At 29.0% G+C, this 21,082-nt stretch carries 22 protein-coding genes and 1 pseudogene; 15 read left to right on the forward strand and 8 right to left on the reverse strand.

Annotated elements, in window-relative coordinates; translation table 11 throughout:
• Positions 1-10: 10 nt before the first annotated feature.
• Complete coding sequence (locus tag Q0J90_RS06940) at positions 11-112, forward strand: hypothetical protein (RefSeq protein ID WP_297277238.1); 102 nt, start codon at positions 11-13, stop codon at positions 110-112.
• Positions 109-618, forward strand: a complete 510-nt coding sequence (rimM, locus tag Q0J90_RS06945; RefSeq protein ID WP_297277210.1) for a ribosome maturation factor RimM — start codon at positions 109-111, stop codon at positions 616-618. Before Q0J90_RS06940 ends, rimM begins: the two co-directional genes overlap by 4 nt.
• A gap of 5 nt (positions 619-623) precedes the next feature.
• On the opposite strand, the pseudogene Q0J90_RS06950 reads toward rimM, so the two are convergent.
• Positions 624-1,775: pseudogene (locus Q0J90_RS06950) on the reverse strand (M20 family metallopeptidase).
• Positions 1,776-1,957: 182 nt separating this feature from the next.
• Between Q0J90_RS06950 and deoC the strand changes: the two are divergent.
• From deoC to Q0J90_RS07000, 10 genes are all read left to right on the forward strand, one after another.
• Positions 1,958-2,611 (forward strand): deoxyribose-phosphate aldolase, encoded by a 654-nt coding sequence (gene deoC, locus Q0J90_RS06955; RefSeq protein ID WP_297277211.1) that lies wholly within the window; start codon positions 1,958-1,960, stop codon positions 2,609-2,611.
• Between the two features lie 52 nt (positions 2,612-2,663).
• On the forward strand, positions 2,664-3,476 hold the full coding sequence (locus Q0J90_RS06960; RefSeq protein WP_297277212.1) for a nucleoside phosphorylase: 813 nt from the start codon (positions 2,664-2,666) through the stop codon (positions 3,474-3,476).
• Between the two features lie 21 nt (positions 3,477-3,497).
• The gene (locus Q0J90_RS06965; RefSeq protein WP_297277213.1) at positions 3,498-4,286 is read left to right on the forward strand and encodes a nucleoside phosphorylase; all 789 of its coding nucleotides are present in this window, start codon (positions 3,498-3,500) and stop codon (positions 4,284-4,286) included.
• A gap of 9 nt (positions 4,287-4,295) precedes the next feature.
• A complete protein-coding gene (locus Q0J90_RS06970) occupies positions 4,296-5,381 on the forward strand; it encodes a BMP family ABC transporter substrate-binding protein (protein ID WP_297277214.1) in 1,086 nt (361 codons plus the stop codon).
• A 40-nt stretch (positions 5,382-5,421) separates the two neighbouring features.
• Positions 5,422-6,495 carry a BMP family ABC transporter substrate-binding protein gene (locus tag Q0J90_RS06975; RefSeq protein WP_297277215.1) on the forward strand — a complete coding sequence of 358 codons (1,074 nt, stop codon included), beginning with the start codon at positions 5,422-5,424 and terminating at the stop codon, positions 6,493-6,495.
• A 66-nt stretch (positions 6,496-6,561) separates the two neighbouring features.
• On the forward strand, positions 6,562-8,103 hold the full coding sequence (locus Q0J90_RS06980) for an ABC transporter ATP-binding protein (protein ID WP_297277216.1): 1,542 nt from the start codon (positions 6,562-6,564) through the stop codon (positions 8,101-8,103).
• 152 nt (positions 8,104-8,255) lie between these two features.
• Positions 8,256-9,371, forward strand: coding sequence for an ABC transporter permease (locus tag Q0J90_RS06985; protein ID WP_297277217.1), 1,116 nt, complete (start codon positions 8,256-8,258; stop codon positions 9,369-9,371).
• A 24-nt stretch (positions 9,372-9,395) separates the two neighbouring features.
• A complete protein-coding gene (locus Q0J90_RS06990; protein WP_297277218.1) occupies positions 9,396-10,349 on the forward strand; it encodes an ABC transporter permease in 954 nt (317 codons plus the stop codon).
• Positions 10,350-10,370: 21 nt separating this feature from the next.
• Complete coding sequence (locus Q0J90_RS06995; protein WP_297277219.1) at positions 10,371-11,549, forward strand: M20 family metallopeptidase; 1,179 nt, start codon at positions 10,371-10,373, stop codon at positions 11,547-11,549.
• A 98-nt stretch (positions 11,550-11,647) separates the two neighbouring features.
• Positions 11,648-11,920: a hypothetical protein gene (locus Q0J90_RS07000; RefSeq protein WP_297277220.1), complete on the forward strand. Its 273-nt coding sequence runs from the start codon at positions 11,648-11,650 to the stop codon at positions 11,918-11,920.
• Here the strand turns inward: Q0J90_RS07000 and Q0J90_RS07005 are convergent.
• The 7 genes from Q0J90_RS07005 to Q0J90_RS07035 form a co-directional block, all read right to left on the reverse strand.
• Entirely contained in the window at positions 11,917-13,710 is a 1,794-nt protein-coding gene (locus tag Q0J90_RS07005) for a glycosyltransferase (protein WP_297277221.1), read from the reverse strand. The genes Q0J90_RS07000 and Q0J90_RS07005 overlap by 4 nt on opposite strands.
• Before the next feature lie 32 nt (positions 13,711-13,742).
• Positions 13,743-14,717: an acetylxylan esterase gene (locus tag Q0J90_RS07010; RefSeq protein ID WP_297277222.1), complete on the reverse strand. Its 975-nt coding sequence runs from the start codon at positions 14,715-14,717 to the stop codon at positions 13,743-13,745.
• A 73-nt stretch (positions 14,718-14,790) separates the two neighbouring features.
• Positions 14,791-15,189: a hypothetical protein gene (locus Q0J90_RS07015; protein ID WP_297277223.1), complete on the reverse strand. Its 399-nt coding sequence runs from the start codon at positions 15,187-15,189 to the stop codon at positions 14,791-14,793.
• 159 nt (positions 15,190-15,348) lie between these two features.
• The gene (locus Q0J90_RS07020; RefSeq protein WP_297277224.1) at positions 15,349-16,173 is read right to left on the reverse strand and encodes a sulfide/dihydroorotate dehydrogenase-like FAD/NAD-binding protein; all 825 of its coding nucleotides are present in this window, start codon (positions 16,171-16,173) and stop codon (positions 15,349-15,351) included.
• A 51-nt stretch (positions 16,174-16,224) separates the two neighbouring features.
• Complete coding sequence (gene rplS, locus Q0J90_RS07025) at positions 16,225-16,653, reverse strand: 50S ribosomal protein L19 (protein WP_297277225.1); 429 nt, start codon at positions 16,651-16,653, stop codon at positions 16,225-16,227.
• Between the two features lie 140 nt (positions 16,654-16,793).
• Positions 16,794-17,831, reverse strand: coding sequence for a LacI family DNA-binding transcriptional regulator (locus Q0J90_RS07030; protein WP_297277226.1), 1,038 nt, complete (start codon positions 17,829-17,831; stop codon positions 16,794-16,796).
• Between the two features lie 54 nt (positions 17,832-17,885).
• Positions 17,886-18,494, reverse strand: a complete 609-nt coding sequence (locus Q0J90_RS07035; protein WP_297277227.1) for a LemA family protein — start codon at positions 18,492-18,494, stop codon at positions 17,886-17,888.
• A 265-nt stretch (positions 18,495-18,759) separates the two neighbouring features.
• Here Q0J90_RS07035 and Q0J90_RS07040 point away from each other — a divergent pair, with 265 nt between their 5' ends.
• From Q0J90_RS07040 to Q0J90_RS07050, 3 genes are all read left to right on the forward strand, one after another.
• Positions 18,760-19,500 carry a basic amino acid ABC transporter substrate-binding protein gene (locus Q0J90_RS07040; protein WP_297277228.1) on the forward strand — a complete coding sequence of 247 codons (741 nt, stop codon included), beginning with the start codon at positions 18,760-18,762 and terminating at the stop codon, positions 19,498-19,500.
• A 113-nt stretch (positions 19,501-19,613) separates the two neighbouring features.
• Entirely contained in the window at positions 19,614-20,327 is a 714-nt protein-coding gene (locus tag Q0J90_RS07045; protein WP_297277229.1) for an amino acid ABC transporter permease, read from the forward strand.
• On the forward strand, positions 20,320-21,048 hold the full coding sequence (locus Q0J90_RS07050) for an amino acid ABC transporter ATP-binding protein (protein ID WP_297277230.1): 729 nt from the start codon (positions 20,320-20,322) through the stop codon (positions 21,046-21,048). Before Q0J90_RS07045 ends, Q0J90_RS07050 begins: the two co-directional genes overlap by 8 nt.
• Positions 21,049-21,082 lie beyond the last annotated feature (34 nt).

Raw genomic sequence — 21,082 nt, forward strand, 5'->3', positions numbered from 1 at the left:
AGGTAAAATTATAGGTAAAAGAGGTCGTATTGCTCATGCATTACGCACTATTCTTTTTGCAGCTTCCATGAAAAGTGGTAAACGTGTAATGCTTGAGATTATTGACAATTGATTATTTTTTATGCAAGAATCACAGGTATACATGGTTTAAAAGGAGAGGTTGAAATAGCTTTTGCTGATAAAAGTTATTTCGCCTCTCTTCCTGTTTTAAACAAAAACATACCTATTATCATTAATAATGAAACATTTAATCTTCTAAATGTAAAAAAGAAAAATAAAGCTTTTGTTTTGTCTATTGAAAATATAGACTCTATAGAAAAAGCAAAAGAAATGATAGGCTTAGATATATTTGTAGACTCTTCATATCTTCCGGCACTCGATGATGATACATTTTATGAGGCAGAAATTATAGGCTATAAAGTCATAGATTTAGACAATAATTTATATGGAGAAATCGTTGATGTTTATAGTCTGCCTTCTAATTATGTATTTGACATAAAATTAAAAGAAAACGGAAATGTAGTATCCATTCCTTATGTACATGCTTATTTTGGAAAAGCAGACAAATTAAACAAAACAATAGAAATTATTGAAAAACCTATATTTGATGATGAATAATAATATTAAAATTCACTTAAATATTTTATCGACCATTCACTCATCAAAACAGAAGGCTGATACAATTTAGATTCATCTACTTCAAATTTACTATTATGATGAGCTATATTTTTTTCTGTCATTGTAGAAAAGAACATAAATGAACCTTTAATTTTTTCAAGATAATCAGCAAAATCTTCTCCCGCCATAGATAAAACATGATTATTATGTTTTTTGAATCCCAGTTCACTGCAAACTTCATTTAATTGTTTTACTATTTTTACATCATTAATAACAGGCGCCCCTCTGCGTTTTATTACAACCTCTGCTTTAGCTCTATTAGAAACAGCTATAGATTCTGCTATTTCTTTTATTCTTTCTGTTATATACGATCTATTTTGTTCGCTAAAAGTTCTGAAAGTTCCTTCTATATTTACTTCTGAAGGTATTATATTATACTGACTTCCGCCATGAACCATACATATTGAAATAATTATAGGATCTGTTGCTAATATTTCTCTGCTTTTTATATTATATATTGCCTGTATTATTTGACTTGCAGTTAATATTGGATCTGCAGATAAATGAGGATAAGCCCCATGAGAACCTTTTCCTATAACTTTAATAAATATTCTATCATTAGAAGCCATTAAAGCTCCTTCCTGAATCACAAACTCTCCGCTAGGAACATTTTATGCTAAAGTACCTACATGTGTTCCTATTATAGCATTAACTCCGTCTAATAATTGGGAATTAAGCATATTATGTGCCCCTCTCGCTAATTCCTCAGCAGCCTGAAAAACCAATCTTACCCTGCCATTTAATCTTGATTTATTCTCAAGTAAATAATATGCTGCTCCTAAAAGACAGGCTGTATGCACATCATGTCCGCAAGCATGCATATTTCCGTTTTTAGAGGCATATTCAAAATCTGTTTCCTCCTCTATAGGCAATGCATCCATATCAGCCCTTATAGCAGCTATATTATTACTGTTCAAATCTCCTATATCGCATACAAGTCCTGAATCTATTGATGACTCTTTGTAATCAATACCCAATTCTTTCAATTTATTTATTACATAATTTTTTGTCTGAGGGAGATCTGTTCCTACTTCCGGTATTTTATGCAAATCTCTTCTCATAGAAACTATAATTTCATTTAATTTTTTATAATCCATATTTTGTACCTTATAATGAAATATTATTAAAATTATATCATAAAATAATATTATAACAAAATATCATTTATAATATAGAAAAAATTAGTATATAAGTAAGCAAATTATATCAAAATTTTATAATTGTAAAATTTGACAAATTATAAATATTCTATATCATATAATGATATGAGGTATATAAAATGAATAATATAAGTAAATTAATCGATCACACCATGTTAAAACCAGAAGCAACAATAGAAGAAATAAGAAAGTTATGTATAGAAGCAAAAGAATACGGATTTCATTCTGTATGTGTAAACTCTGCTTATGTAAATGTAGCTTATAATTTTTTAATTCATTCTCATGTAAAAGTTTGTTCTGTAGTAGGATTTCCGCTTGGTGCTATGATGAAAGAAGCAAAGGCTTATGAGGCTAAATTTGCTGTAGACAGCGGAGCTGATGAAATAGATATGGTTATGAATATTGGATTTTTAAAAAGCAAAAAAATAGATTTATTTGAACGTGATATAAAAAAGGTACGCGATGCATGTTCTGCAAGTGTTTTAAAAGTTATTATAGAAACATCCCTTCTTACAGATGAAGAAAAAGTTTTAGCATGTAAAATAGCTAAAGAATGCGGGGCAAATTTTGTTAAAACTTCGACCGGATTTTTTAACGGAGGTGCTACAGAACATGATATAAAACTCATGCATGGTGCTGTAGGAAAAGAAGTAAAAATTAAAGCCTCAGGCGGAATAAAAACTTATGAAGATGCTTTAAAAATGATTGATGCCGGTGCGAGCAGAATTGGAACAAGCAGCGGAATTGCCATAGTAAAATCGCAAAAACAATAAAATAACTTAAATTAAAAGTTAATTATATTATTTCTCAGGAGTTAGAAAAACTATGGAAGAAGTCAAAGATCCAATGCCATTTTATGATGAAGACGCTTTTCAAAAAGGACTTCTTAAGTATCACACAAAATTAAAAAAAGGCGATGCCGCCAAATATGTACTTCTTCCAGGAGATCCTAAAAGAGTCAGATATATAGCTGAATTTTTAAATAATGTTGAATTAAAAGCTGATTACAGAGAATATGTTACAGCAACAGGAAAATATAAAAATGTTGATGTATCTGTAACTTCTACAGGAATAGGAGGGCCTTCCGCCTCAATAGCTGTAGAAGAACTTATAGAGGTAGGAGCTGATACATTTATACGCGTAGGTACTGCCGGAGGACTCAGCTTAAAAGTAAAACCTAATGATTTAGCTATAGCTCAGGCTGCAATAAGAGATGAAGGAACTTCAAAAGAATATATACCTATAGAGTATCCTGCGATTGCTGATACTGACATAGTATTTGCTTTGAGAGATGCTGCCAAAAATAGAAATCATAATTATCATATAGGCGTAGTTCATAGTAAAGATTGTTTTTACGGAGAATTAGAACCTCAAAATTCATTTTTCAGAGAAAAGTTTGAAAACAACCTTAAATATTATACATTATGCGGAGCAATAGCATCAGAAATGGAATGTGCTTCCATATTTGCATGTGCTTCTTTAAGAAAAGTTAGAGCTGGAGGAATAATGCATATTGTCGAAAATACAATGATAGATAGAATGGGTACACGTTTACAATACAGCGACAATATAGAAAATATGATATTAACAGCATTAGAAGCTGTGGTATTATTAAATGAAAAAGATAATAAAAGATGATTAATATATAGAGGATAAATAATGTTTCCAAAGGCTTATTATCAAGAAAATGATAATCTTGTTCATCATTTAAAATTAAAAAAGGGGGATGTAGGTAAATATGTTATAATGCCTGGAGATCCTAAAAGATGCGTTCTAATAGCAAACAAATTAAGTAATGCAAAATTAATAGCTGATTATAGAGAATATGTTACTTATACCGGATATATAAATGATACAAAAGTTTCTGTAGTTTCTCATGGTATTGGAGGGCCTTCTACCGCTATAGCTTTAGAAGAACTTATAAAAATTGGAGCAGATACTTTTATAAGAATTGGTACTTGCGGAGGAATGAATACTGATGTAAATGCAGGAGATATTATTGTAGTTAATGGTGCTGTAAAAATGGGCGGCACTATGGATAATTATATACCTAAAGAATTTCCATGCGTACCTAATATTGATGTATTGGAAGCTATGATAGAATGTACTAAAAAAACTAAATTAAAAACACATATAGGAGTTGTTCAATGTAAAGATTCTCTTTATGCTCAGCATAATCCGGAGAATATGGCAGTAGGTAAAGAGTTATTATGTAAATATGAAAGCTATATAAAAGCAGGATGTTTAGCTTCAGAAATGGAATCTGCAACATTTTTTGCTGTAGGAGCTGCTAAAAATGTACGTACTGGTGCTGCTATGTTTGTTCTTCATAATCATGAACATAAAAAAAATAATAACGAAAATACAATTGAAGATGCTATAAATTTTGTTATTGAATCTGTTAAAATTTTAATAAATAATGATAAAATATATAAATATAATAAATAGGGGTAAAAAATGTATAACAAAATTATTATTTTATTTATTATTGCAGCAGCTTCAATATTTTTATTTTCTTGCGGAAATAATAACAATGAAGCACCAACAGGTTTTGAAATAGGAGTTTTAATAGATTTAGGTCCTCTAAACGATAAATCTTTTAACCAAGGTGCTTGGGAAGGAGCTAAAGAATACGCAGAAAAAAGCGGCATAACACATAGATACTATAGAGTACCAGATAAAGAGTTTAATTCTTATATGAATACAGTAGAACTTGCCGTTGCCGGAGGAGCTAAATTAATAGTAACACCAGGATATATGTTTGAATCTGTTGTTTATAAAGCACAGGATATATATACTAATATACATTTTATATTAATAGACGGTACTCCTCAGGATGGAACTTATACAAATTATAAAACAGGAAATAATACTATTGCTATCCTTTATGCTGAAGAAGAAGCAGGATTTTTAGCTGGATATGCCGTTGTAAAAGAAGGTTATACTAATTTAGGAGTTATAGGAGGAGTTGATCATCCTGCAGTTATAAGATTCGGATACGGATTTATTCAAGGTGCTGATTATGCTGCTAAAGAATTAGAAATACCAAAAGACTCATTAAATATAAAATATACATATACTGGAAATTATTATGATACACCGGCAAATCAAGATTTAGCTGCTTCATGGTATCAAAGCGGTGTAAAAGTTATATTTGCTCCTGCAGGTGCTGCTGGACATTCTGTTATGCGTGCCGCTGAAAGCAACAATGGTTTAGTTGTGGGAGTAGATGTTGACCAAAGTTTTGAATCACCTACAGTTATTACTTCTGCCATGAAGATGATAAGGGAGTCTGTTTTTAATGCTGTTGCTTCATACTATAATAATAATTTTTACGGTGGGCAGAATATAATATTAGATGCAAAAGTTAATGGAATAGGATTGCCTATGAAAACTTCAAAATTTAATGTTTTTACAGAAGATAATTACAATTATATATATAATCAGCTTGTAGAAGCTAAAATAAAAATTTTAAAAGATGAAGATGTTACAAATATAAATGAACTTCCTCTTGATATTGTAAAATTAGAATATATTGAATAATCAATAAAAATAAATAATTAATTTTAATAAAGGAGATAACATGAAAAAAAATCTTATTTTAGCCGCTATTTTAATAATATTTATTATTTCATGCGGCGGAAAAAATAGAAGGTCTGGAGGATATGAACTAGCATTAATTACTGATGTTAGTACTATAGATGACAGAGCATTCAATCAGGGTTCATGGGAAGGCTTAACTAAATATGCATTAGAAAAAAATATATCGCATAAATATTATCAGCCTGCTCAAAAAAACACAGATGCATATATTGATGCTATAGATTTGGCTGTTGCTGCAGGAGCTAAATTAATAGTAACACCTGGCTATCTATTTGAACCTGCTGTTTATAAGGCTCAAGATACTCATCCTGATGTAAATTTTGTACTTTTAGACGGTACACCTCAAGATGGTACTTACAGTGATTTTAGAATAGAAACAAATGTTTATTCTGTACTTTATGCTGAAGAGCAGGCAGGATTTTTAGCCGGATATGCTGTTGTAAAAGAAGGATTTACTAATTTAGGTGTTATGGCTGGTATGGCTGTTCCTGCTGTTATGAGATTCGGATATGGTTTTTTACAAGGTGCAAATTATGCTGCTAAAGAGTTAAATTTACCTCTTGGAGGAATAGTGGCAAATTATACTTATTTAGGAAACTTTGACCCTACTCCTGAAAATCAGACTTTGGCTAATTCTTGGTATCAAAGCGGTGTTCAAGTAATATTCGCTCCTGCAGGCGGTGCCGGAAACGCTGTTATGAGTGCTGCTGAGCAAAATAATGCTTATGTTGTAGGAGTAGATATAGATCAAAGTACTGAATCTTCTACTGTTATTACTTCTGCTATGAAAATGCTTGGAGATTCTGTTTATAACGCTATAGATGACTTTTATAATGGAAAATTCCCTGGCGGAAAATCTGTAATACTTGATGCAAAAGTTCATGGTGTAGGACTTCCTATGGCAACTTCAAAATTTCAAAAGTTTACTCAAGATGATTATGATACAATTTATAATAAACTTGTAAGCGGTGAAATAGAAGTACTCACAGAAAAAACAATTAAGGATGTTACTTATCTGCCTTTGGATGTGGTAAAAGTTAACTTTATACAATAATATTTGTTATATATAGAGATACTGACTTTTGACAGTATCTCTATTTTTTTAATAGGACTTCTAAATATGGAAAATCAATCATCAGAATATGTTGTTGAAATGCTTAACATAACTAAACGTTTTAAAGGAATAGTAGCAAATGACAATATAACTATTCAATTAAAACGCGGGGAAATACATGCATTGCTTGGAGAAAATGGAGCTGGAAAATCTACTTTAATGAGTGTACTTTTTGGATTATATAAACAAGAAGAAGGTATTATTAAAGTTAATGGAAAGGAAGTAAATATTGATAATCCTAATACTGCCAATGCTTTAGGTATTGGTATGGTGCATCAGCATTTTAAGCTTGTACATAATTTTACTGCTTTGGAAAATATAATGCTTGGAGTTGAAACTGTAAAAAATGGAATACTTCAAGTTGATGATGCAAGAAAAAGGGTAATGGAATTAAGCAAAACTTACGGGCTTGAAATTTATCCTGATGCTCTTATAAGCGATTTAACTGTAGGTATGCAGCAGAGAGTAGAAATTTTAAAAATGCTTTATAGAAATAATAATATACTTATCTTTGACGAGCCTACTGCCGTACTTACACCTAATGAAATAGAAGAGCTTATAAAAATAATGAAATCATTGGTAAAAGAAGGCAAATCTATTCTTTTTATTACACATAAATTAAATGAAATTAAAGAAGCTGCTGACAGATGTTCTGTACTTCGTAAAGGAAAATATATAGGCACAATTGATGTTAAAAGCACTAGTAAAGAAGAAATGTCAGAAATGATGGTTGGAAGGAAAGTATCTTTAGTTGTAGAAAAAACTGAGGCCAAGCCCAAAGATACAATACTTTCTGTAAAAAATTTGAATATTAAATCTGTTCATAATAAAAGCGAAAAAAATATAGTTAAAAATGTTTCTTTTGATGTGCATGCCGGAGAGATAGTATGTATTGCCGGTATTGACGGAAACGGACAAAGCGAACTTATATATGCACTCACAGGTTTAATGGATATGTCAAGCGGAACAATTACTTTAAATGGTAAAGATATTACTAATCTATCTATAAGAAAAAAAACATTAAGCGGTATAGGACATATTCCGGAAGACAGGCATAAACACGGACTTGTACTTGATTATACTTTAGGTGAAAATACTATACTTCAAACATATTTTACAGATAAATTCCAAAATAAAGGATTTTTAAAATTTAAAGAAATTGAAAATTATGCAAATGAATTAATAAAAAGATTTGATATAAGAAGTGCAGAAGGGGCAAGAACTATAGCAAGAAGCATGTCAGGAGGAAATCAGCAGAAAGTTATAATAGCCAGAGAAATAGACAGAAACCCCGATTTACTAATAGCTGTTCAGCCTACCAGAGGATTAGATGTAGGAGCTATTGAATATATACATAAAGAATTGATAAGGCAGCGTGATAATGGAAAAGCTGTTTTACTTGTTTCTTTAGAGCTTGATGAGGTTATGAATTTAAGCGATAGAATACTTGTTATGTATGAAGGTGAAATTGTAGCTAATGTTAATAATAAAGATTTAACTATTAATGAATTAGGTTTATACATGGCAGGTTCTAAAAGAAGTGCTTAAATTAAAGTGAGTTTATAATAAATATCTGCTAAATATAAAAAAGCATGCTACTAGTGTATTAAATAATAAATTTTTTTATTTTGTATATTGTTCGAATATAACATTTTAAAATTTTAATTATTAATAATGTATTGTTATAAAAGGAGTACTTAATGGATTTCAAAAATAAATTGACTGGTATTTTGGAGAAAGAAGGATTTATTAATATATTTTCTTCTTTTCTTGCTATTGTTATAGGGCTGCTTCTGGGACTTATAATACTTCTTATAAGTAATGTTCATGATGCTTTTCCCGCTTTTATGACAATACTTTCAGGAGGTTTTTCCGGAGGCACTAGAGGAATGGGACAGGTTATATACACTGCCACACCTTTAATACTCACAGGGCTTTCTGTAGGATTTGCTTTTAAAAACGGACTTTTTAATATAGGGGCTCCTGGGCAATTTATAGTAGGTGCTTATGCCGCTGTATTAGTTGCTGTAAAATGTACATTTCTTCCTCCTGCTATACATTGGCTAGCAGCTTTATTAGTTTCTTTTATAGCCGGAGGACTTTGGGCTTATTTAACAGGATTTTTAAAAGCTCATTTCAATGTTAATGAAGTTATTTCAAGCATTATGATGAACTATATAGGTATGTATTTAGTTAATTATCTTGTTACGCTTACAGTTTATGATATGCTTAAAAATCAATCTCAGAATATACCTGAATCTGCCATTATTCCTGTAATGGGCTTAAACATGATATTTAAAGGATCAAATGCCAATGGAGGATTTATAATTGCTGTAATATCAGTTATAATTATGTATATAATACTCTCAAAAACTACATTCGGATTCGAGCTTAAAGCATGCGGATTCAATAAAGATGCAGGTAAATATGCCGGTATAAACGAAAAAAGAAACATTATTCTTTCTATGGTTATAGCAGGAGCTTTAGCCGGACTTGGCGGAGGGCTTTTATATCTTTCTACTATGGGTAAACATATAGAAGTTGTTGATATATTGGCAGAGGAAGGATTTATGGGTATACCTATCGCTTTGCTTGGACTTTCACACCCTATAGGAATATTAATAGCAGGCCTTTTTATAGCACATATTACTGTAGGCGGATTTTATATGCAGATATATGATTTTACTCCTGAAGTTATAGAGATGATTATTTCTGCCATTATATATTTTAGTGCTTTTGCTTTGCTTTTTAAATCTATAGTTAGTTTTTTGTACAAGAAACTTAATAATGGTAAAGAAAAAAATGCTAATGAGTAACTTTAATAATATGAGGAGAATTTGATGAACACAATTTATTTTCTAGTACAGCAGACAATGTTTTTTTCTATACCTCTTTTACTTGTAGCTTTGGGAGGGATGTTTTCAGAAAGAAGCGGGGTTGTTAATATTGCCCTTGAAGGCATTATGATAATGGGAGCTTTCACAAGTATATTTTTTATAAGCAGACTCGGAAGCTATTTTCCTCCAACTATTACATTATTTATAGCTATGATTATTGCAGCTTTATCAGGTATGATATTTTCTCTTCTTCATGCTTATGCTTCTATAAGTATGGGAGCAGATCAAGTTATAAGCGGTACAGCTTTAAATATATTTGCCCCTGCATTTGCTATATATATAACAAGAGCTATTCAAGTAGTTCAGCAAATCAGTTTTGTAAATAATTTCAGAATAAGTTCTGTTCCTGTATTAGGAGATATACCAATAATAGGAAGTCTGTTATTCAAAAATACTTATATAACAACTTATATAGGATTTATAATACTTGCTTTATCTTGGCTTTTACTATATAAAACAAGGTTCGGACTTAGACTTAGAAGCTGCGGAGAACATCCTCAGGCTGCAGACTCAGTAGGTATAAATGTTTATAAAATGCGTTATATCGGCGTTGCTATATCAGGTGCTTTAGGAGGTTTAGGAGGATTAGTATTCGTTATTCCTACTTCTACAAACTTTAATGCCGCTGTAGCAGGTTACGGATTTTTGGCTTTAGCAGTACTTATATTCGGACAATGGAAGCCTATAAGAATACTTTATGCTGCTTTCTTTTTCGGACTTATGAAGACTTTGGCATCTGCTTATTCCGGAATACCTATACTTGCTAATTTACCTATACCTAATAGTATATATAAAATGATACCTTATATAACAACTATAATAGTACTTGCATTTACATCTAAGAATTCACAGGCTCCTAAAGCTTCTGGAATACCTTATGATAAAAGCATGCGTTAATTTTAATTATTTGGATTTTTTATGCTTAAATATGATTCAAAAGAAATATTAAATTATATCGTAAAATGCAGAAGATATTTGCACACTATACCGGAATTAGGAGGAGATTTGCCGAAGACAAGAGAGTTTGTAATAAATGAACTTAATAATTTTAAAAATATTAAATATACAAAAAATAAAAAAGATTCTGGTATAATAGCTTATATTAATAATGATAATAAAAAAGGTAATATAAAAACTGCAGTTTTAAGAGCAGATATGGACGCTTTGCCTATAAAAGAGGAAACAGATTTTGAATATAAATCATGCAACAGCAATATGCATGCCTGCGGACATGATGCCCATACAGCCATACTTTTAGGAGCATGCAAAATACTTAATGACAATATTAATGAAATTTCAGGAAATATAAGATTTTTATTTCAGGCAGGAGAAGAAATAGGAACTGGGGCAAAAATAATGATAGAAGAGAATGCAGTTAAAGATGCTGATGCCATATTCGGAGTGCACGTAGGAAGTTTTGCTCCTAATACGCCAAGCGGAGTTTTTATAATACAAGAAGGTCCTATAATGGCTTCTACTGATAAAATAATAATAAGAGTAAAAGGAAAAGGAACTCATGGAGCATATCCTCAGTCAGGTATTGATCCTATAGTTATATCTGCTGAAATAATAAACGGTTTACAATCAATAATAACTAGGGAAATAGATGCAGGAGATACTGTTATATTATCTCTTTGTAAAATACAAGGAGGAAATGCTTTTAATATTATACCTGATGAAGTTGAAATAGAAGGAACTATAAGAACATTCGATAATAATATAAGAGATTTTTTTATTAAGAGAATAAAAGAAAAATCTAAACTTATTACTGAATCAATGAGAGGAGAATGCGAAATTGAAATAACAGAATATGCATGCGTAACATTTAATGACAGGGATATAACTAATAGTGTAAGAAATACCGCTGAGAATATATTTTCAAAAGATTCTGTTTGGGATAAATATTATAAGCCTAGTATGGGGGGAGAAGATTTTTCTTATTATCTAAAAGAAGTTAAAGGATGTTTTGCCGTATTTTCTACTGTAACAGATAAAAAAATTCCTAATCATAACAGTAAATTCGAAATTGATGAAAGCTGCCTTAATATGCCTTCAGAACTTATGGCCAATTGGGCTGTTAACTTTTTACGTAATTAATTTATATTTGTTAGTATAATAGTATATTTTGTTTTATTATATTGAAAATATTAATTTTATATTATATTTTTGTATAATATGTAAAAAATGAGGTTATTATGGAAAATTATGAAGAATTAAATAATTTAATAAAAGATTTAGACTATAAAGTATTATTTGCTAATTCTTTAAAAATAGATGAATTATTAAAAGATGATATTATATTAGATGATATTTTAAGTGAGAATTTATTTGTTTTATCTTTTGAATTATTAGATATGGTAAAATCAAATCCTAAACATTATAATATATCAGATATAAATGATAATGAAATAGTTAAAGCATTATCAAGCATAATTAGAAAAATGGAATTATCTTTTATAGAATTTTAATTTTTTATAAACCCTCTTAAAAATCCCTTTATAAAGAAAACTCCGTAAGTCAGATGCGATAAAAATATTCCTACGGCTTTGCAAAAACCTCTTATAGGAGAAAGTGTACTAACCCAGCTTCCCAAAAGACATAAAGCATAAAAACTATGCGGAAACAATAATAAAGCTAGAAATATATTTTTATTTATACTAGGTATGTAATTATTTAATATTTGAGGTAAATTAAAATACAAGGCAAAAGGTACAAAAATAGTATAAATTAAAAACATAGATGGTATAAAGTATGATAAACTTAAAGAGTTTCCTCCAAATCTTTTAACGAAATATCCTCTATGCCAAGCATATCCTTTTAACTGTTTGAAATGCCCGAAAAATAAATCTCTTCTATGATGATAAACCAATGCTTCCGGAGTATATAATATTTTTTCATTTGCTTTCATTATATTATTACAAAGTATAGTATCCTCTCCTGGCCAATACTCGCTGTCAAATCCCCCTACTCTATCATAAAGCTCTCTTGTAATTATAAAATTGCAGCTTGGATAATCATTAACATACTGAACTTTATCAGGTATATATCTTGCCTTATGCTTTCCGCTCATAAGCGTAGAACTGTAAATAAGGCCGCTTATCTGTTTTGAAAAATTATCTTTTGGTGTATTAACAGCAGGTCCTCCTAAAGCGTTAACTTTACTGCTTTCAATAGCCCTCAATGCATTTAAAAGCCAGTCTTTTTCCGGATATGTGTCATCATCCAAAAAAGCAAGTATAGTACCTGAAGATTTTTTTACTCCCATTGCTCTTTTTATTGCAGGAGGAAGCTCTCCTGTTTCTATTATCTTTATTCTTTCATCTTTAAATAATTCTATATTTATTTCATCTTCAGTATATTTGTCCGGCAGTATTATCACTTCAAAATTTGTGTATATCTGTTCAAGCAAATATTCTGTTTCTTCTCTTATATAATCATTAATCTTTTTTAATGGTATTATAATACTTACTAACGGCTTTTCTTTTAATTCAGAAAATAAATCTTTATAAAAATGAACAATATTAAGTCTGTAAAATATAGCTAATGTATCAATAAATGTTCTCCAAAGAATAGGAAACTTAATAAATCCGAAATGCCTATTAGGATTAACTATTACAGGAGCAGATACTATTTTTTTACCATTTGAATTGCATGCTACTAATACTTCCAAATCATAAGCAAATGCTTTAACTAATATTCTTGGGAAAATATTTATTATGGCATCCCTTTTGAAAAGTTTTAATCCGGTTTGAGTATCTTGTATCGGAAGATGAAAGAATATTTTTACAAACATGAAATATATAAAAGATATTAATTTTCTTATATTAGAATAATTAACCACAGAATCTTTATGCCTTTTAGAGCCTATAACAACATCAGCATTTTCTTTTTGCATAATAACAAAAAAATTTTCTAATTGAGAAGGATCTATTTCCATATCGCCATCGCAGAATATTATATAATCCCCGTTAGAAACTTCGCAGGCTCTTTTTAATGCATGTCCTTTTCCTTGATTTTCTCTTGCAAAAACACCTATTACATTTTTCAAATTCTTATTTGTATTATTATTTTGAAAGTCAGTACATATTTTTTTTATTTCTTCTTTTGAATTATCGCTGCTTCCGTCATCAGAAATAATTATTTCAAAGTTCATAAAAAAAGGAGAAACTTTTTCTATCAATATATTTATATTTTTTTCTATTGTTTTTTCTATATTATATACAGGAACTAATATAGATACCAATTCATTTATTATCATAATTTACCGCTTTAATAACCAAATATTATTTTTTATAAAGATGATAAGAATTCAAGTTTTCTTTCACTTTGCTCATTATCTCCGCCCTCATGTCCGTTAAATGTATAAACATTAATAGATTTTTCACCTGCATAATTATTATAAGCAGCAAATACAGTAGAAGGAGGACATATAAAATCCATCAATCCTACAGAAAATAAAGCTTTAACTTTAGATCTCTTGGCAAATAATGCCCCGTCAAAATATGATAAAGTTTCAAAAGCTTTTTTTTCATGGATTCTATTAGTTCTGCAAAACCTTGCTATCTCATTATAAGGCAAAGTATCTGTTATAGTGCATGCTCTTTTATAATCGCATAAAAAAGGAACATCTATCATAGCAGCTTCAATATTTTCTTTAGTAAAAGAAGAAAGACCCAAAACAGCAAGTGCTATACCGCCGCCCTGACTTTTACCATTTACAGCAATTTTTGAAGTAAGTTCATGTTGTTTTGCAACCTCGATAGATTTAACGGCGTCAATAAAAACTCTTTTATAATAGTAATCGTTTTTATCCAATATTCCCATTGTAAGAAATCCGTCAGCATGAGGTGCAGAACCTACTGGGTCTGGAGTAGTAGCTCCATTACCATTTTCGGCTCCCTGGCCTCTAACCTCCATTACAAATGTACTATAACCTGCTGCAGGAAAAAGCAAACGTTTAATTGGATAATCCCTCCCTTCTCCATATCCTAAATAATGCATAACACATGTAAGCTTTTCTTTTTTTTCTCTTGCATACTTTGGTGCTATATACCATCCGTTTATTCTATGTTTTGCAAATCCGCTGAAACTTACACTCCATACATCAAATAATTTTAAATGCGTATCTATTAAAGTATACTCTGCTTCAGAATTATGATTATTTTCTTTTAAATTATTTTTCCAAAACTCATCAAAATCTTTAGGCTCTTCAGTACTGCCTTTATATTTATAAAGTTCTTCTAAACTTAAATCAAAAAAAGACATAATTAATTCCTTAAATAATAAAGATGTTTTTAGTATATTATAATTTTCTTTTTTTTCAATTATAATATATAAACTAAATTTTTAAAAAATCAAATATATTAATATTCTTTTCCATTTTTAATTTAAAAGGTATAGGAGATAAACGATAGGCAATATCCACTTTTACATGAGGGTCTTTATTATATAATGATGCTGTCAAAAATGATAATAATTCCTTATTGTATAAAATTAAATCTAAAATTATCATAGTATTACTTTTAGCATTAACTATTATATCGCCGGAATTAATATATCCGAATATTTTCTGTTTTTTTTCAGTTTTATCATTAATAATATTAACTTTCAGTTCCTTTATTTTAATTTTAAAAAAATTATCATTTTTAATATCTAAAGTAACCTGCAAATTTGGACATTCCCAATCAAAATTTTTTAAATCAACTTTTTTTAAACTCGGGGTTATACTCAACTTCATAATTTATCCTTAATAATTAGATATTAAGATTATCATATAATTTTTAATTTTCAATACAAAAAAATTGATAACTGCCTTAATTTTAGTTAAATAAAAAAGTTATAACCTATTTTTAAGCAATAGATTATAACTTTTTAAAATAAATTAATCTTTATTTAATTAGCTTAATTTTAAATTACATTCATGCTCTTCTTTTTTGTACATAGCCTGTCTTTTCATAAGAAGATCGAAATCTATTAAATGACCGTCAAATTCAGGACCTTCAACACAAGCAAATTTTGTTTCATTACCAACTTTCACTCTGCAGCATCCGCACATACCAGTACCATCAATCATAATAGGGTTCAAACTAACAACAGTAGGAAGATTATATTTCTTAGTAAGTATAGTAACAAATTTCATCATGATAGCAGGACCAATAGCTATAACTTCAGATATTTTATCTCCTCTTTCATATATTCTAGTAATCATATCAGTTACAAGACCCTTTTCACCATAACTTCCATTATCAGTACAAATAAGCACTTCATCTGATATTTTTTTCATCATATCTTCCATAATGATAAGTGATTTATCTCTAGCACCTAAAATAGAAATAACTTTATTTCCTGCTCTATGATGGGCTTCAACTATAGGATGTAAAGGAGCAATACCAACACCGCCGCCGACACCTAATACTATACCGTCTTTTTTCTCAATATGAGTAGGCTGTCCTAATGGCCCTATAACGTCCATTATTTCATCACCAACTTTAAGTTCCATAAGTCTAGCAGTAGAGTATCCGATACTTTGAGTTACTATAGTAATAGTTCCTGCCTCTGGATCAGCATCTGCTATAGTAAGAGGTACTCTCTCACCTTTTTCATCTAATCTAAAAATAATAAAATTACCTGCTTTACGATGCTTAGCTATATCCGGAGCTACAACTTTCATCATAAAGACTTTTTCTGACCATTGCTCTCTGGCAACTATTTTATAACCCATAAATTTCTCCTTTAATAATTAAAAAATTCAATGAATATTTATTAAAAAATATTATTCTTCTGAAGAACTATTTTCTTCTGTTTTGCTTTCTTCAGCAGTATTTTTAATCAAATCTGAATGTTTAGGGATTTTAACTCCTAATCTTTCCACTAAGCGTGCCTTCTTACCTACCTTATTTCTCAAATAGTACAATTTAGCTCTTCTTACTTTAGCTTTACGTATGATGTCAACATGATCTATTCTAGGAGAATTTAATAAAAATATTCTTTCAACTCCTACTCCGTAAGATATTTTTCTTACTATGAAACTTTTACTAATTCCTTTACCGCGTATAGATATAACAGTACCCTCATAAGCCTGTAATCTTTCTCTGTCGCCTTCTATGATTTTAACCCATACTTTTACTGTATCACCTATTTCAAAAGGCAAAATAGCTTCTTTTTTATGTTTTGCTTCTACTAATCTTATCTGTTGGTCCATTGTGACAATCTCCTAATTTTTATTTATCTTAAATTTAATTAATTTCATTTATACTTGAAAAATAAACAAATATAACATTATAAAATATTAATTGCATTATTCTATCATAATATGTTAATTTTATCAAGTGAATTTTATAATTATAATAAATTTTCTAAAAATATTATTTTAGAATCTGAAACTTTCCAATTAGTCTCTATATTCTTTTTATAAATCATTTCAAACATAATCTTACCGGCATTATAGCCTTCTAAAAAAACCTCTTCCATTACGGTAAAAGATATTATACCAGATTTTATTAAAGATTTTATACTGCTTGCCATACCATGAGATACTATTTTCTTATTTTTTAACACATCTCTATCTATTATATCAAATATTTCCTGAGCATATCTGTTTATATATATACCTTTTATATCTTCTTTATAGCAAATTTCTTTTATTGTATGAACACTTTCTTCTATATTTCCGCAGAATATAGGACCTACAATTTCTAAATTATATTCTATTATTTTTTTTAAGAAACCTTCTAAATACATCCCTGAAGATATTTTATCATCTCCATTATCTATTACAAGAACCTTTTCATTATCTCTTAAAAGATTAGATAATATGCCGGCAACTATCATACCTTGCTTTACATGATCAGGACCTACATGAGGTATATTTTCGCTTAATCTATTGCCTATTGATATTATATTTATTTTATTAAAATATGGTTTTAAAATATCATATATTATTTCTCTATTTAAAGGAGTAATAATCAATCCGTCTATATTATCATCGTTTTTTAATATATCATTTAATACATCTACCTGTTTATCAGGGGAATGTATTTCTGTTGCTATTATTTTTAGATTATAGTTGTACATGTGGTATTCTTTTGATACCTCATTCAAACCTCTTATTATTTCGCTTGTATAAAACTCATTAAATGAATCTGCAACTAAACAGTATACTACTTTTTCCTTTTTATTAGCTAAGGAACTTCCTATATAATTTTTTTCGTAATTTAATTGAGATGCTAACTCTAATATTTTTGTTTTAGTTTCTTCCTTAATAAATTCACTTCCGTTTATAGCACGTGCAACCGTTGTTCTGCTTATTCCAAGTCTTTTTGCTATTTCTTTCTGAGTAACTCTTTTTATATTTTCTAAATCTTTAATATTATTATCCATAATAATTTACATAGTCCTTTACTAATCAGCAATTATAGTGAAATTTATTATTTATTATTGAAAAATATGTGATGTTTGAGATATAATATTTGTACCAGTTTCAAATATTAAAAATGGAAACTTTCCCATTATACCAGCTACTATACTAGAAGGAGGAGTAGTAGTTAATTTATTATATTCAATAACATAATCATTATACAATGCTATAGCTTTTTTTTCGTCTTCTATTATAGGCTTCATTTCATTTAAAGCAGATACGTAATTTTCATTAGTTCTAAGTACAGGATAATTCCTTGCGGTATAATTTATTTTATTTATGTTTTCTGTTATTCTAGCTTGAATATATTGGTATTCCTGAAAAGTTAATGGTTTTTCTATCAATGTAGAATCAGATTCTATAGTCTTTATCCTTTCTATATAATTGCTTAAAGCATGCAATGTGTATATATCTATTCTAGGTATGACGGAAACTGCATTATAATAATTTTGGGATGCTATATTTTTTCTATAATATATTTCTATTATATTATTTAATGATTCTCTAGATAATCTTTCTTCTTCTAGGATAGATTCTCTAATAGATTTGGTTGATACTATCATAAATATGCTGATAGCTATTAAATTAATAATTATAAATATTATTGCTACCGCAGAACCTTTCATTAGCACTCCTATAAAATTATTAACATAAATATCAATAATTAAGTAAAAATTATATATTATGTACCCTATTTTGTTAATATACAAATTGAATATTTTTATAATAATAATTATCAAATAAAAATCATTTATATTTAAATCTAGTTTAAGTATCATAAAAATAATACATATATCTTTATCTTGACTTTTTTAAATTATTATATAGAATAAAGGGAACATAAAAATTATATTTTTTTTTATTGTAATTGTACAAAACTGGGGGAATAATATGTTTAAAAATCGTTTTATTAAAGTGCTTATAGCAGCATCGATTATTATTTTGGCAATTATAGGATGTCAAAAGAAACAAGCAGAAAAGAATAAATTATATATAGGAACAAATGCTGAATTTGAACCTTTTGAATATAGAGAAGGAGACAAAATAGTAGGTTTTGATGTTGATTTAATTACAGAAATATCTAAATTAATCGGAGTTGAAATAGAATTTGTAGATATGAAATTTGACGGATTACTTCCTGCTTTAGAATCAAAAAAAATAGACATAATAATAGCAGGAATGACTGCAACTGATGAAAGAAGAAAATTTGTTAATTTCTCAGATCCTTATTATAATTCTAAACAAGCTATGTTAGTTTACAGCAATAATCAAGATATTACTTATTTTACTAATTTGTCCGGAAAAAAGGTAGGAGTTGTATTAGGTTATACTGGAGATCTTTTAGTAAGCGAACTTCCTAATGTAGATATTCAAAAATTTAATGCTACTTCAGAAACAGTTATAGCATTAAAAGCTCAAAAAGTTGATGCTGTTATTTTAGATTATGAGCCTGCTAAAAATTATGCTGCTCAAAACCCAGAATTAAAATTAGTTGAAACAGATTCTGCTACAGAAGAATATGCTATAGCTATGAGAAAAGATGATAATGAATTATTAGCAAAAGTTAATGAGGCTTTGCAAACTTTAAAAGATAATGGAACTTATGATGCTCTATTAGAAAAATATTTTTAATATAGAATAATTTTTAATATCATATATAATAATATCTTCTTTTCGTATATAATAATATGAAAAGAGGATATTATATTTTTTTGTATATAGGGATTTTATAATAGAGGGATTTTATGCTGGAATATTTAGAACTTCTTAAAGAAATATTTATATCTAACGGCAGATATATTTATATGATAAAGGGGTTAATATTTTCTGTAGGAACCACAGCTTTTTCAGCTATTATTGGTATTGTACTAGGAATTTTTATAGCTTTAATGGAACTTTCATCATTCCATCCTTTTAAAAATATAAAGAAATTATCTAATTTTAATCCTATATCAAGACTTGCATTTGCCTATGTTCATATTATTAGAGGAACTCCGGTAGTTGTACAGCTTATGATATGGGCAAATGTTGTTTTTGTTGATAGTTTAAGAGATACTCCTATACTTATTATAGCAGGGATTGCTTTTGGTATTAATTCCGGTGCTTATGTAGCTGAAATTATAAGAGCGGGTATACAGAGTTTGGATAGAGGACAAATGGAAGCAGCAAGAGCTTTAGGTATGAGTTATTCTATGTCTATGAAAGAGATAATAATACCTCAGGCTGTAAAAAAAATACTTCCTCCTCTTGTAAGTGAATTTATAGCATTGCTTAAAGAAACTTCAATAGTTGGTTTTATAGGCGGTATCGATTTATTAAGATCTGCTAATATTATTACAAGTCAAACATACAGAGGTGTTGAGCCTTTAATTGCTGTTGGTATCATATATCTAATATTAACTTCTGCATTTGCTATGTTTATGAGAAAAGTAGAAAAGGGGTTAAGAGAAAGTGATTAAGATAAAAAATTTACACAAACAATTTGGAAAATTAAAAGTTCTTAAAGGTATAGATGTTAATGTTTCAAGAGGTGAAATAATCGCTATAATAGGACCTTCCGGAAGCGGAAAATCTACTTTTTTAAGATGCATTAATAGATTGGAAGAACCTACAGAAGGTGATATTCTTATTAACGGAAAGAGTATTATGGATAAATCTACCGACATTAACTTGATGAGACAGGAATTAGGTATGGTTTTTCAGCATTTTAATCTTTTTCCGCATAAAACAGTTATGGAAAATATAACTTTGGCACCTATGAAATTAAAAAAAATACCTAGAGAAATAGCAGAGAAAAAAGCAATAGAACTTCTTGATAAAGTTGGACTTGTAGATAAGCAGAGTGCATATCCTAATCAGCTTTCCGGAGGACAGAAGCAAAGAATAGCAATAGCGAGAGCTTTAGCAATGGAGCCGGAAATAATGCTTTTTGATGAGCCTACATCATCTTTGGATCCTGAAATGATTAAAGAGGTTTTGGATGTTATGATAGATTTAGCCAAAGATGGTATGACTATGCTTATAGTTACGCATGAAATGGGTTTTGCTAAAAATGTTGCTACTAGAATACTTTTTATGAATGACGGTAAAATATTAGAAGATGAGGAACCTATAGAATTTTTTGCTAATCCTAAACACGATAGAATTAAAGAGTTCTTATATAAAGTTTTAAATAAATAATTGTTATTAATAGATAAAATAGCTGATAATTGAC

Source organism: uncultured Brachyspira sp. (assembly GCF_944390595.1).
Lineage (GTDB): Bacteria > Spirochaetota > Brachyspiria > Brachyspirales > Brachyspiraceae > Brachyspira.

Bases quoted from the DNA above. Each gene is read 5' to 3' on its own strand.
- deoC (WP_297277211.1), top strand. From the start codon at position 1,958: ATGAATAATATAAGTAAATTAATCGATCACACCATGTTAAAACCAGAA.
- Q0J90_RS06960 (WP_297277212.1), top strand. From the start codon at position 2,664: ATGGAAGAAGTCAAAGATCCAATGCCATTTTATGATGAAGACGCTTTT.
- Q0J90_RS06965 (WP_297277213.1), top strand. From the start codon at position 3,498: ATGTTTCCAAAGGCTTATTATCAAGAAAATGATAATCTTGTTCATCAT.
- Q0J90_RS06970 (WP_297277214.1), top strand. From the start codon at position 4,296: ATGTATAACAAAATTATTATTTTATTTATTATTGCAGCAGCTTCAATA.
- Q0J90_RS06975 (WP_297277215.1), top strand. From the start codon at position 5,422: ATGAAAAAAAATCTTATTTTAGCCGCTATTTTAATAATATTTATTATT.
- Q0J90_RS06980 (WP_297277216.1), top strand. From the start codon at position 6,562: ATGGAAAATCAATCATCAGAATATGTTGTTGAAATGCTTAACATAACT.
- Q0J90_RS06985 (WP_297277217.1), top strand. From the start codon at position 8,256: ATGGATTTCAAAAATAAATTGACTGGTATTTTGGAGAAAGAAGGATTT.
- Q0J90_RS06990 (WP_297277218.1), top strand. From the start codon at position 9,396: ATGAACACAATTTATTTTCTAGTACAGCAGACAATGTTTTTTTCTATA.
- Q0J90_RS06995 (WP_297277219.1), top strand. From the start codon at position 10,371: ATGCTTAAATATGATTCAAAAGAAATATTAAATTATATCGTAAAATGC.
- Q0J90_RS07000 (WP_297277220.1), top strand. From the start codon at position 11,648: ATGGAAAATTATGAAGAATTAAATAATTTAATAAAAGATTTAGACTAT.
- Q0J90_RS07005 (WP_297277221.1), bottom strand. From the start codon at position 13,710: ATGATAATAAATGAATTGGTATCTATATTAGTTCCTGTATATAATATA.
- Q0J90_RS07010 (WP_297277222.1), bottom strand. From the start codon at position 14,717: ATGTCTTTTTTTGATTTAAGTTTAGAAGAACTTTATAAATATAAAGGC.
- Q0J90_RS07015 (WP_297277223.1), bottom strand. From the start codon at position 15,189: ATGAAGTTGAGTATAACCCCGAGTTTAAAAAAAGTTGATTTAAAAAAT.
- Q0J90_RS07020 (WP_297277224.1), bottom strand. From the start codon at position 16,173: ATGGGTTATAAAATAGTTGCCAGAGAGCAATGGTCAGAAAAAGTCTTT.
- rplS (WP_297277225.1), bottom strand. From the start codon at position 16,653: ATGGACCAACAGATAAGATTAGTAGAAGCAAAACATAAAAAAGAAGCT.
- Q0J90_RS07030 (WP_297277226.1), bottom strand. From the start codon at position 17,831: ATGGATAATAATATTAAAGATTTAGAAAATATAAAAAGAGTTACTCAG.
- Q0J90_RS07035 (WP_297277227.1), bottom strand. From the start codon at position 18,494: ATGAAAGGTTCTGCGGTAGCAATAATATTTATAATTATTAATTTAATA.
- Q0J90_RS07040 (WP_297277228.1), top strand. From the start codon at position 18,760: ATGTTTAAAAATCGTTTTATTAAAGTGCTTATAGCAGCATCGATTATT.
- Q0J90_RS07045 (WP_297277229.1), top strand. From the start codon at position 19,614: ATGCTGGAATATTTAGAACTTCTTAAAGAAATATTTATATCTAACGGC.